Source organism: Selenomonas sputigena (assembly GCF_026015965.1).
GTDB lineage: Bacteria > Bacillota > Negativicutes > Selenomonadales > Selenomonadaceae > Selenomonas.
Genome location: NZ_CP110383.1, coordinates 66,259 through 77,577 on the forward strand (window position 1 = coordinate 66,259; position 11,319 = coordinate 77,577).

14 protein-coding genes are annotated in these 11,319 nt (G+C 57.1%); all 14 read left to right on the forward strand.

Annotation, left to right across the window (positions count from 1 at the left end):
* Positions 1–72: 72 nt before the first annotated feature.
* The 14 genes from OL236_RS00365 (at position 73) to OL236_RS00430 (ending at position 11,233) form a co-directional block, all read left to right on the forward strand.
* Positions 73–414: a flagellar protein gene (locus OL236_RS00365; protein WP_265070917.1), complete on the forward strand. Its 342-nt coding sequence runs from the start codon at positions 73–75 to the stop codon at positions 412–414.
* Between the two features lie 204 nt (positions 415–618).
* Positions 619–912 (forward strand): flagellar biosynthesis anti-sigma factor FlgM, encoded by a 294-nt coding sequence (locus OL236_RS00370; RefSeq protein WP_009646328.1) that lies wholly within the window; start codon positions 619–621, stop codon positions 910–912.
* Positions 913–952: 40 nt separating this feature from the next.
* Positions 953–1,438: a flagellar protein FlgN gene (locus tag OL236_RS00375; protein WP_265070918.1), complete on the forward strand. Its 486-nt coding sequence runs from the start codon at positions 953–955 to the stop codon at positions 1,436–1,438.
* A gap of 4 nt (positions 1,439–1,442) precedes the next feature.
* Entirely contained in the window at positions 1,443–1,916 is a 474-nt protein-coding gene (locus OL236_RS00380) for a flagellar protein FlgN (RefSeq protein WP_265070919.1), read from the forward strand.
* 68 nt (positions 1,917–1,984) lie between these two features.
* Positions 1,985–3,730 (forward strand): flagellar hook-associated protein FlgK, encoded by a 1,746-nt coding sequence (flgK, locus tag OL236_RS00385; RefSeq protein ID WP_265070920.1) that lies wholly within the window; start codon positions 1,985–1,987, stop codon positions 3,728–3,730.
* A 10-nt stretch (positions 3,731–3,740) separates the two neighbouring features.
* Entirely contained in the window at positions 3,741–5,081 is a 1,341-nt protein-coding gene (gene flgL, locus OL236_RS00390; protein ID WP_265070921.1) for a flagellar hook-associated protein FlgL, read from the forward strand.
* Positions 5,082–5,109: 28 nt separating this feature from the next.
* Positions 5,110–5,700, forward strand: a complete 591-nt coding sequence (locus OL236_RS00395; RefSeq protein WP_265070922.1) for a DUF6470 family protein — start codon at positions 5,110–5,112, stop codon at positions 5,698–5,700.
* Between the two features lie 11 nt (positions 5,701–5,711).
* Positions 5,712–6,182: a flagellar assembly protein FliW gene (fliW, locus tag OL236_RS00400; protein WP_265070923.1), complete on the forward strand. Its 471-nt coding sequence runs from the start codon at positions 5,712–5,714 to the stop codon at positions 6,180–6,182.
* Entirely contained in the window at positions 6,183–6,407 is a 225-nt protein-coding gene (gene csrA, locus OL236_RS00405; RefSeq protein ID WP_006193745.1) for a carbon storage regulator CsrA, read from the forward strand.
* 129 nt (positions 6,408–6,536) lie between these two features.
* Positions 6,537–7,064 (forward strand): flagellar protein FlaG, encoded by a 528-nt coding sequence (locus OL236_RS00410; protein ID WP_265070924.1) that lies wholly within the window; start codon positions 6,537–6,539, stop codon positions 7,062–7,064.
* 12 nt (positions 7,065–7,076) lie between these two features.
* A complete protein-coding gene (gene fliD, locus OL236_RS00415) occupies positions 7,077–8,789 on the forward strand; it encodes a flagellar filament capping protein FliD (protein WP_265070925.1) in 1,713 nt (570 codons plus the stop codon).
* Between the two features lie 24 nt (positions 8,790–8,813).
* Positions 8,814–9,263, forward strand: coding sequence for a flagellar export chaperone FliS (gene fliS / locus OL236_RS00420; RefSeq protein WP_265070926.1), 450 nt, complete (start codon positions 8,814–8,816; stop codon positions 9,261–9,263).
* Positions 9,263–9,598: a hypothetical protein gene (locus tag OL236_RS00425; RefSeq protein WP_265070927.1), complete on the forward strand. Its 336-nt coding sequence runs from the start codon at positions 9,263–9,265 to the stop codon at positions 9,596–9,598. The genes fliS and OL236_RS00425 overlap by 1 nt, the downstream gene beginning before the upstream one ends.
* Positions 9,599–9,928: 330 nt before the next feature.
* On the forward strand, positions 9,929–11,233 hold the full coding sequence (locus OL236_RS00430) for a flagellin (protein WP_265070928.1): 1,305 nt from the start codon (positions 9,929–9,931) through the stop codon (positions 11,231–11,233).
* The last annotated feature ends 86 nt before the right edge of the window (positions 11,234–11,319 follow it).

Genomic DNA, 11,319 nt, shown 5'->3' on the forward strand with positions numbered 1-11,319 from the left:
AATAGAGGCGTTCGCTACGATAGATACATTGGACGCATATATTTTGGCTACTTTTACGGAGAGAGGTACAAGATGAACGGAGATTTGAAAAACTGCCCTTCGTGCGGCAAGCTCTTTATCGCACAGCCGAAGCAGAGACTGTGCATGGACTGCTTCGAGAAGCAGCGCGAGGAAGAAGAGCGTATCATCCGCTATGTGAATGCGCATCCGGAGGTGACGACACTCGATGAGATCGCCGCAGGGACGGGGGCTGAGCCAAAGGAGATCCTGCGCATGATCCATGACTCCCGCCTCTTGCAGGCAGACCGGGAGATCCGCTATCCATGCGAGAGCTGCGGCACGCTGATCTCGCGCGGGCGCTATTGCGCGGGCTGTATGCGCGATTTCAAGGCGGGGGCGAACCGCATCGGCTGAGGGCGGATGGCCGCTTCTTTCCGGCGGCGCACTTCCGTGCCCGTCGCCAAGGAACAGGATGCTTGAGAGCCGCTCTTTCGCAGAAACTTCTCATGGAGCGGCGCTTAAGCTGAAAGAATTTTTTTCCGATACTACTCATGAAAGACGGGTATGTGAGTGAGGATGCTCCGTTTCCGTCTATAACAAGAAAGGTGGTGAGGTGCGATGTCCATCCAGGTGCAGGGACGTGTGCAGACTCTTTATGGCGTCTATGCGGCGAATGAAGCTCTTTCCGCCGTGCAGACGCAGGACAGATACCGGACGGAAGCGCCGCGCAAGGACGCCGTTGTGCTTTCCGAGGAAGGCAGGACGTTCGGTGAGATTCTCAACCGCTTGAAAGCGGATAACGATAAGGTTCGAGAGGACAGAGTTGGCTTTTATGAAGAGCGCATCGCCGCAGGTGACTATTATGTTGCCGGGCGCGATATAGCTGCGAAAATGCTCGACCAGCGCATTTGAGAAAACCTTGTTTTGACGTGCTGTCACGAGGAGGATGCTTATGTGGCGTGAAATGAAGGAAGTCATGAAGGCACTTTCTTCGTGCTATGCGGAGCTTGCAAAAGTCAGCGGGGCAAAGCACAAGGCACTGGCCGCGATGGATCTCAAGGCGATCGAGCGCGTCGTGAAGGAAGAGGAACGGTTCGCGGCGGAGATCGAGCGGCTTGAGGCGCGCCGCAAGGAGGTTCTCCGAAGCCTTGCGGAAAAGGACGCGGGCATAGAGGCGACGATGAAACTGCGCGAGCTTCTGGCACGCTGTCCAGATCGGCAGATTGCCGGAGAACTTGAGTCGCTGCACGAGGAGCTTGATCGACGCATGAAGGAGGTCGAGCGCCTCGGCGAGCGGAATACGCTGCTTGCCGAAGGTGCACTCGCCGCAGTGACGGCGAACCTCAACCGCATCGGCGGCACGGCGGCGGGCGCGTCCTACGGAGCGGGCGGCAAGGAAAGCGTGACGCGCGAGCGCCGCTTCGACTTCAAGGCGTGAAGCTATGGGAGAGATCATCAAGCTGCTCAGACAGCAGATCGACTTGTGCCAGAGACTTCTCCTCGCGGTGGAACGTCAGCGCCAGGCTCTTTGCGACGGTTCGGGCGATTCTATGAGCAAGGAGACGAAGGCAATCGAGGTTCTTCTCATCGAGCTGCGACGCATAGAGAAGCGCCAGGAACTACTCCTGAAGGGTACGGCAACGCACGACCTCGCGGAGCTTCTCTCGCGCACGGCTCCGTCTGAAGAACGTGCTGTTGCGAGACGCCTGCTGGAGGAAACGAACGGGATCATGCGTGAGATGCAGGAAGCGGTCGCCATGAACGACGCCCTGCTCGAACGCCACATGCAGTTTATCCTCTTCAACATCAATGTGATGGCGGGGACGCCTGCAGAGGCGACGTACACGGCGAAGGACGTGCGGAAAGGGAAGAAGCAGACGGGCGCGGGCACGAAGGTGTTTGATGCGAACGTTTGACGGGATAGATAGAGAAAGCGCAGATTTGCAGGAGCGAGGCGGCGCTTCCGAGGGAAAAGGGTGAAAGAATGCGATCAACATTTTCCGGACTGAACACGATGGTTCGCGGCATTTACAACAATCAGCTGTCCCTTGATACGGTGGGACACAACATCACGAACGCGAATACAGAGGGTTATTCGCGCCAGCGCGTGAATCCTGCGACTACGCGGGCATTGGAGCACAGCAGTCTGTATGGCGGACTTTTCGTCGGTACCGGCGTCGATTCGGATTCGCTGACGAGAGCCCGCGATTTTTTCGCGGACAAGCAGTATTGGCAGGAGGAGGCGACGGAGTCCTACGCGAAGTACCGCCAGAAGAACTACGACAAGATCGAGGCGGTCTTCAATGATTCTAAGACCAAGGGCCTGCAGAACGAGATGCACAAGTTCTACAGTGCGTGGAACGACCTCAGCGTCTATGCGAGCGATCCCGCGAAGCGCGTCTCCGTCATTGAATCGGGCAAACAGTTTGCCGACCGCCTCGAAGAATCGGCGCAGAACGTGCAGAAGCAGCTTGATCTCGTCTATCGCGAGATGGACACGCAGGTCAAGGATGTCAACGAGATCACGCGGAAGATTGTCGAACTCAATAAGAATATATCGCTCGCCGAGGCGAATGGTGCGATGGCGAACGATCTTCGCGACAAGCGAGATCTCCTTGTTGACAAACTTTCGGGCTACATGAGCCTGCACGTCTACGAGATGGATAACGGCATGTACCAGGTCGTCTCGGGCGGCGCGTCCATCGTCAACGGCGTTTCACGTCTCGAACTCAAGATGGACGGTCCCGTTGAGAATAAGCGTTACGGCGTCAATGACTACTCGTTGATTTTCAAGGATACGAACACACTCTTCGTGCCGGGAAATGGCTCGCTGCAAGCTGCCGTCGACTCCATCAAGGAGGACAAGGCGTACATGGATAAGCTCGCGAACATCGCAGCGACGTTCATGACGCAGTTCAATGACCAGCATCGCGCGGGTGCCGGAATTGACAAGGACAAGACCTCGAACCTCAACTTCTTTGGCAGAAATGACAAGTATTATATTTGGGACAAGGAACGTCAGTCGCTCCTCGCGGCGAAGGTGACGGGTACGGCGTCGACGACAACTGGCTCGCCTCCTGTGACGACGCATACGACGACGCTCTCTACGGCGGCCGGCGATACGGAGGAGCTTGAAGGCCTTGAAATCATCAAGGCGATGAAGGTCAGTGCCGAACTCGTCGCACAGAACGGCGAGCTCAAGCTTGCCGCACGCGGCTTCGGTGACAACAGCGATGCGAAAAACTCCTACGTGCAGAATCTCGGCTACAACAATGCGACGATCCCGCCGAATCTTACGGGCGCGGGCACCGTCGTTCATACGACGAGCGACATGAACGGCACGGCGGACGGCAGCAACGCCGTTCTCTTGACGAACATCTTCAACATGGAACAGAAGGACACGGGCCTCACGATATACAAGACCCCGACGGCGGGCAGCCCAACAGAGCACCGTCCGACCGGCACGGTCTCGCTCAACAACTATTACAATTCGGTGACGAGTGCACTCGGCATCGATTCGAACGCCATGGATACGAAGGTCAAGTTCCAACAGGATGTCATGACGCAGATCGAGGCTTGGCGCACGTCGGTCTCAGGCGTCAACTGGAACGAGGAACTTTCCAACATGATCAAGTTCCAGCAGGGCTACAGCGCGTGCGCACGCTGCATGACGACAATGGACGAAATGCTCGACCGTCTCGTGAACAACACGGGAATGGTGGGAAGGTAAGGTGAAATAGATGAGAATCGGCAGCTTGCAGATGGTTTCGCGCTATCAGAAACAGCTGAACACCGCCGCGGAGGAGCAGGCGAAGCTCATGGAGCAGTCGGACGGACAGTCGCTGCACCGCCCGTCCGACGATCCCGTGCGCTACTCGAACTGGCTTCGCTACAGCACGGAGCAAAACGAGAATGAGCAGTATCAGAAGAACGTCGACGCCGGCAAATCGTGGATGCAGCGCACGGACGGCGCCGTCTCGGGCATGGCGGACATCTTCAAGACGTTGAAGGAAAAGACGATCCAAGCAGCACAGTCGCCGCACCAGGATACGGATATGGCGGCGATTGCCAAGGAGATGACGGCGAAGCTGCATGAGATCGTCTCCCTCGGCAATTCGCAGCAGGGCGACCGCTACATCTTCTCGGGCCAGTCCGACCTCACGCAGCCGTTCCTCCTCACGGAGAAGAAGGTCGCGCGCGGCGTGCCCAAGACGCTCGACGATCAGCAGTCGAAGTTCTTCAACAATACGAACGTGTCGGGCCGCATGAAGCAGATGATCACGCTCCAGGGCGACGACAATAATGAATATTATCTCGACACGAAGACGGGAGACATCTATTCCTACGACTTCATGAAGGACGGCTACAAGAAGAAGGTCGCGGCAGGGCAGACGGAAGTCAATCCGGCGGCTGACCGCGCGGGCACTCTCGGCGGCGCATTCAACGTGTCGGACAACTTCCTCAACACGGGGCAGATCAAGGACGCCTCGACGACGCCGCCGGCCGCTGCCGGCAAGGGTGCGAATTGGTCGCAGAGCATCACGGTGAACGGTCAGACGGTCAACTTGAAGCTCAAGACCATCGACCAGCAGATCGTCAAGTACCAGGGCGATTTCAAGCAGATTTCCATGGTCAAGAAGAATGGCGCCGTCGAACCGACGGCAGATACCGTCAACGCTACGGCGGGCGATATCTTCGGCACGGATATCTTCGACGATGAAAACTCGGGCAACACCCAGTCGGGCACGGCGGCGATCAACGATATGCTGACCGTGGCGGCGAAAGTCGATTCTTCCGACGTCAACTGGCTGATTTCCGACGGCGTGACGCTCGCCGACGAGTCGCACAACAACGTCGTCATATCGCAGGATCATATCGCGGCGCGCCACAACGTCTACAAGGGCATGGCAGATATCCTCGACGACTACGCCGTTTCCATCAAGCAGGATATTTCCGACACGAACAGCACGGATGTCGCGAAGCTCGCCGTCCAGCTCATGCAGGCGTCGGCAATCTACAACATGTCGCTCTCCGTCGGCTCGCGCATCCTGCCGCCGACTTTGACCGACTACTTGAGGTAAGAACAAGACAGAAGAAAGGAGGGACGCGATGCTTTCCAATATGACGTATCTGAATGTGCGCCATACCCTGCCCATGCTCGGCTGGCAGACGCGCTCCTTCCAGCTTAAAACGAGCATGACGCCGACACAGATGCGAGGGGTGCGGCGCGAAGCGAGCGCAAATCTCGGCGCGACGCAGGTGCGCATTGACATCGACAGCTACGAGAGCCGTAAGGCGTACGGTTTCCGCAAGGATGCCGATCTCTGCGCGGACTTCAAAAACGCAGGCCTTTCAGGCGTGAAAAGTGGCACGAGCCGCCGCTCATCGGAGGCTTGGCAGGCGATTGACGGTGCGGCGAAGCCAAATGCGGACTTTTTCCAAAAGCAGGCGAAGGGCAAGATCGAAGCTGAGATCAAGGAACAGAAGGAAATCGAGCTCAAGCCCATCCCGCGTCCGAAGATCACAGTGCATCCGGCAGAGCTTAAAGGATCGCCCGATGTCGGCGAGCACTCGATCGACATACGCTCCGATCCGTTCGCCACGTACGACTATGAGCCGGGCAGTATCGACTATCATATGAAAGTGGAAGGTTCCATTCATATGTGGACATCCATCGGCCATTATGATGTATACGCATAGGGGAGAAGAACATGAGAAAGATCACGACGACGCGCTTTGGAGAAATCGAGGAAGACGAGAGCAAAATTGTTCATTTTGCTGCAGGCCTTCCAGCCTTCGAAGACGAGCATGAGTTCATCATCATACCATACGACGAGGAAAGCCCCTACGTCTTTCTGCAGTCGGTGACAACGCCCGATCTCGCATTTCTGATGGCGATCCCGTTCATCTTCTTCCCTGACTACGAGTTCCGCTTGGAGGACGATGTTCTCGAAAGCCTTGCCCTTGAACGACAGGAAGATCTTCTGCTCTACACGCTCTTGACAATCCCAGGCAGTGACATACGCGAGATGACGGCGAATCTTCTCGCACCGATTGTCATCAACAGCCGCACGAACGAGGGGCGGCAGATCGTCCTCGACAAGAGCGGCTATTGCACGAAGCACAAGTTGTTTTCCAAGAAGGCGGAGGACAAGGAAGCAAGCGAGCGGGAGGCGAACTGAATGTTGGTATTGACGCGCAAGCCGCGCCAACAGATCATGATTGGCGACGACGTCGTCGTTCATGTCGTGGAAGTGCAGGGGGACAACGTCCGCATCGCCATCGAAGCGCCGCGCGAGGTCAAGATCTACCGCGGCGAAATATATCGCGCCATACAGGACGAGAACAAGCGGGCGGCAGCGCCTGCTGACATCGACCTCAGCGGCGCATTGCCCGGGACGGAGTGAAGCGTCTCATCCGAGGCAAGACTTTGGCAAGTCGTTCCTTGCAGGAGCAGGAAGCTCCTGTATTGCCCCGCGCAGGAAGCGCTCGGCAAACAAGGGATTGCATATATTTTATCTATGGAGGGAGAAACTATGATAAGCAAGATTCAGGACGCGCTCGGCGCGGCGGCCGTCATGCAGATGACCGATCTTGCCGTGGGGGGGAGTCCGGCACCCGCTCCTGCAGCACCCGCAAACAGCGGACAGCAGGCAGCGGCGACGGGCGTGGAAAACCCCGCGGCGAGCGGCCTTGCCGGCGAGGCTTCGCCCGCCGCCGTCGTCGACGAGCATCTGAGCACGCAGCTGCAGGCGCGGGAGATCAGCGAAGCGGCGAAGACGAAGAGCGAGGCGGCAGAGCAAGAGCGCAAGGAAAAGGCCGGCAAGGACAAGCCGGTCGACGAGTCGCAGATGACGTACCTCATGAAGGAGATCAACCGCATCATGAGCCGCATGAACTGCAACATCGCCTTCGAGTACCACAAGGAAGTCGACGTCATGAGCGTGCGCATGCTCGAAAAGAAGACGGGCAAGCTCATCAAGGAGATGCCGCCCGAGTACATGATCAAGGGCATGGAAAAGACGCGCGAATGGCTGGGCACGTTCCTGGATCAGCCGGCCTAAGGAGGAAGAATTATGGGTGTAAACGGAATTTACGGCCTTTCCGGCTCGGGTCTTGACGTAGAATCCCTCGTCAAGATGGGCATGAAGGGCAAGCAGAACCAATACGACAAGATGTACAAGCGCGAGATGACGAACGAGTACACGAAGACCGCGCTCAACGAGCTTTACAACAAGGTCAATACATACAACCTCTCCGAGCTTACGAAATACAAGCAGCAGTCCGACATGGCGGCGAAGAGCGCGTCAAGCTCGGACGACAAGACGGTTACGGTCAATGCGAACGGTGCGGCGGCCGTCATGAGCCATACGGTCACGGTCGAGAGTCTCGCGTCGAACGCCTATTTCGTGTCAAATGCGCCGATCACGCGCTCCTCGGATAATCCGAGTAAAGCACTGTCGACCGAGCTTGCCGACATCGCTTTCAAGCGCATCGATAAGCTGACGACGCCCGGCCCCGGCGGCGTGCAGCAGTATCACGTCTACTATGCGGACGGTACGGATGCCGTCGTCAATGAAGGCGACACGGCGATCGATATGGATCTCGCGGACAAGAGTTCGGCATCTGCCGACGATATCTACCACGTCAAGTATACGTTCAAGGATCTCGTGGAAAACAAGAAGACGCTGAATGACCTCGCGAGCAGCATACAGAACGCCAAGCGTCCGCCGAAAGGGCCGAAGGATGTCGCGCACAAGGCTAATTTCAACGCGAGTTACGATGCGGCGACGGGTTCTTTCAGCATCTACAACAAGAACGGCGGCGCTAGCAATGTCATCAGCGTCAAGACGCTCGACAAAGGTTCGACACAGCTCGTGAACAACCTTCACCTCGCGAAATTCGATCAGTCTACGAACACCTTGACGAACCTGCCCTCTTTCGTGCAGGGCACAGAGCAGCAGTTCGGCGGCACAGCAGGCAAGGTCAAGGTCGACGGCAGAGAGTACATTGTCGATGAGAATCGCCTCGTCGCGGGGGGCGTCACCTACAACTTCCTCAACAAGACGCAGACGGGACAGACCGTCACGGTTTCCGTTTCGCAGAACGTCGACGCCGTCGTCGACAAGGTCAAGAAGTTCGTCGAGAGCTACAACAAGCTCCTGGACGAGCTGCAGAAAGAATACAACACGCAGCACGACAAGGATTACGACCCGCTGACGAAAGATCAGGAAAAGGGCATGTCGGAAGAGCAGGTCAAGCGCTGGAACGAAAAGGCGAAGGGCGGGCTTCTCTACCACAACACCTACCTCGGCAGGCTCATCAGCAAGATGAGAGAAGCCGTCGCGACGCCCGTCGCGTCCGCCGAGTCGAAGTACAACTCCGCATCGACACTCGGCATCACGACGAAGGTCGGGAACAACCACGGTCATCTGTCGCTGGACGAGGACAAGCTCAAGAAGGCGCTGGCGGAAGATCCCGACTCCGTCTACCGCGTCTTTGGTTCGCTGGACGAGAAGGACGACTTCAAGAACTCGGGCGTTTCGATGCGCCTGTCGAAAGTCGCTCTGGACAGCCTCAAGGAGATCAGCAAGGAAGCGGGCACGAAGTCCGATTGGGACGATGCGTCGACGCTCGGCAACCTGATACGCTCGCAGAAAAAGAAGATGAAGGACTTCAAGAATCTCTTGGACGACTTCCAGTCACAGCTCTATAAGAAATACGACGCGATGGAATCGGCGTTGCAGCGCATGAACAGCACCTACAGCTCGATTTTCGGCGCGAAGTGATAGGGGAAGGCAGGGGGAAAACGAATGGTAAATGCAGCAGCGGAAGCATATAAGAGACAGCAGATCATGACGGCGACGCCCGAAGCCCTGACGCTCATGCTCTACAACGGCGCCCTGCGCTTCATGTCGGAGGGCAAGGAGGCTCTGGAGAAGAAGGACTACGAGTCGGCGAACAACTCGATCATCAAGGCGGAGAAGATCATCACGGAATTTCGCGTGACGCTCGACTTCGACTATGAGATCTCGCATCAGCTACTGCCGCTGTACAACTACGTCTACGACTGCCTCGTGCAGGGTAATCTGGCGAGCGACACGGCGAAGATCGACGAGGCGGCGGGCATCATACGCGAACTGCGCGACGCTTGGGCACAGGCGATGAAGAAGGCGCGCGCCGAAAAATCGGGCGAGAGCTTGGAAAGCGCGGCGCCGCCCGTGCCCGAGATCTCGACGACGCCTCCGACCGAGGGCGCGTGATGGAGATGCGCACGCCCGAAGCGCTTTGGCAGCTGTACCTGGAGCTTTCGCACGAGATGCTGAAGTTCATCAAGGAGGACGATATCGATCGCTTCCTCGATCTTGAAGCGCAGAGGGCCAAGGTATTTGGACAGATGGAAGAGTGCAGCATCGAAGCCTTCAAGGTGACGCAGGAGGGGCGAGCTCTCGTCGAAGAGCTCAAGCCCATCGAGATGCAGATCATCTACAACACGAAGGTCTGGCTGAACAAGTCGCGCACGCAGCATGAAACCGTACGCGACTATGAGGTCAGGGGTTTTGACCCCAGCGGTCATCTCGTGAATCGAGAAATGTGAAGAAGCACGGGGTGGTGCAGCCTTCCGTAAAATAAATTTTCACCGGCGGGAAAAAAGTTTCAAAAAACGCTTAAGAAAATAGAGCGTCCCACCGATAAACTAATTGAGCAAAGGCAAGAAGCACTTGTCGCTCATCAGATGTCAGCAGTCAGGCGGGTCTCCGATCAACCCGCTGCATGAAGCTAGCTAGCGGCGGCATGCAGCAAAGACGGAAAACGCCTGTTTTGCTTATTTGCGCCGCAAGGCGCAGGGACGGCAAAGCCGTCTCGAACGCCGGACAAGGATGCCCGGCAGAAGAGAAAATAGGAACAACCAGGGAGGAAAAGACAAATGGCATTGGTAGTTAAGAACAACATGATGGCGGTCAACACGCTGAACACGTTGAACAAGAATCAGAGCGCGCTCTCGACGAGCCTCAAGCAGGTTTCGTCCGGCATGAAGATCAACGGCGCTGTCGATGACGCTTCGGGCTATGCGATTTCCGAGCGCATGCGCGTCCAGATCCGTTCGCTCGATCAGGACAACCAGAACACGCAGAACGGCAACAGCATGATGAAGGTTGCTGAGGGCGCTGTTTCCAGCACGGTTGACATCCTCAAGACCCTCAAGGAGAAGGTCATCAACGCTGCGAACGATACGAACACGGATGACGATCGCGCGACGATCCAGAAGGAGCTCAACCAGAGCATCGACCAGATCAACGACAACGCGAACATCACGTTCAACGGCAAGTACCTCGTCGACGGCACGCACAACCAGAAGGTCACGGCTACGACGACGACGTTCACGAACCAGGCGATGAGCACGGCGACGGAGGGTGCTTCGGCTCTGACGGCGCTGCTTGACCGCACGGGCCGCAACCTCAACATCCATTCGCAGGATACGATCACGGTTTCCTACGTCAACCAGGGCAAGACGGTCACGACGTCCTTCACGGTTGGTCAGTGCAAGTTCAGCGAGATCATCGCCAAGATTTCCGGCGCTGGCAAGATGGCTTCGACCGTTGGTGGAACGTCCATCATCGGCACGAACGTCGCCGGCGATACGGTCTACACGGCTTCCGGTGAGAGTGCAATTTCGATCTACGCTGGCGGCACGGGTGTCGGCAACTCGATCGGCGGCATCACGTTCAGCATCACGGACACGCAGGGCAACATCAACAAGTCCGCGAATGCTGTCCTCGACGCTTTCACCGAGACGGTTCGTGCGCAGGATAACTCGCAGGACAACTCGATGAACTTCCAGATCGGCACGCGTGCCAACCAGGCGATCCGCGTCGGCATGACCGATATGCGCGCCCAGGCTCTCGGCCTCCAGGGTTCGGACGGCTCCACGCTGAACATCAGCACGCGCGACAAGGCGAATGCTGCCATCAACGTTCTTGACAACGCGATCAGCAAGGCACTCGACCAGCAGACGACGATCGGCGCTGTTCAGAGCCGCTTGAACTACACGAGCCAGAACTTGACGACGGCAAGCGAGAACGTCCAGGCTTCCGAGTCCACCATCCGCGACGCCGACATGGCAAAGGCGATGACGAACTACACGAAGAACAACGTTCTCATGCAGGCTGCTCAGGCTATGCTCGCTCAGGCGAACCAGTCCAGCTCCGGCGTTCTCAGCCTGCTCCAGTAATTTCGTCAAAATTACACAAAGAGCAAAAAAGAACCTCCCCAGAAGGGGAGGTTCTTTTTTGCTCTTTGTCGTTTTAAGTTTCGTTC

Bases quoted from the DNA above. Each gene is read 5' to 3' on its own strand.
- OL236_RS00365 (WP_265070917.1), top strand. From the start codon at position 73: ATGAACGGAGATTTGAAAAACTGCCCTTCGTGCGGCAAGCTCTTTATC.
- OL236_RS00370 (WP_009646328.1), top strand. From the start codon at position 619: ATGTCCATCCAGGTGCAGGGACGTGTGCAGACTCTTTATGGCGTCTAT.
- OL236_RS00375 (WP_265070918.1), top strand. From the start codon at position 953: ATGTGGCGTGAAATGAAGGAAGTCATGAAGGCACTTTCTTCGTGCTAT.
- OL236_RS00380 (WP_265070919.1), top strand. From the start codon at position 1,443: ATGGGAGAGATCATCAAGCTGCTCAGACAGCAGATCGACTTGTGCCAG.
- flgK (WP_265070920.1), top strand. From the start codon at position 1,985: ATGCGATCAACATTTTCCGGACTGAACACGATGGTTCGCGGCATTTAC.
- flgL (WP_265070921.1), top strand. From the start codon at position 3,741: ATGAGAATCGGCAGCTTGCAGATGGTTTCGCGCTATCAGAAACAGCTG.
- OL236_RS00395 (WP_265070922.1), top strand. From the start codon at position 5,110: ATGCTTTCCAATATGACGTATCTGAATGTGCGCCATACCCTGCCCATG.
- fliW (WP_265070923.1), top strand. From the start codon at position 5,712: ATGAGAAAGATCACGACGACGCGCTTTGGAGAAATCGAGGAAGACGAG.
- csrA (WP_006193745.1), top strand. From the start codon at position 6,183: ATGTTGGTATTGACGCGCAAGCCGCGCCAACAGATCATGATTGGCGAC.
- OL236_RS00410 (WP_265070924.1), top strand. From the start codon at position 6,537: ATGATAAGCAAGATTCAGGACGCGCTCGGCGCGGCGGCCGTCATGCAG.
- fliD (WP_265070925.1), top strand. From the start codon at position 7,077: ATGGGTGTAAACGGAATTTACGGCCTTTCCGGCTCGGGTCTTGACGTA.
- fliS (WP_265070926.1), top strand. From the start codon at position 8,814: ATGGTAAATGCAGCAGCGGAAGCATATAAGAGACAGCAGATCATGACG.
- OL236_RS00425 (WP_265070927.1), top strand. From the start codon at position 9,263: ATGGAGATGCGCACGCCCGAAGCGCTTTGGCAGCTGTACCTGGAGCTT.
- OL236_RS00430 (WP_265070928.1), top strand. From the start codon at position 9,929: ATGGCATTGGTAGTTAAGAACAACATGATGGCGGTCAACACGCTGAAC.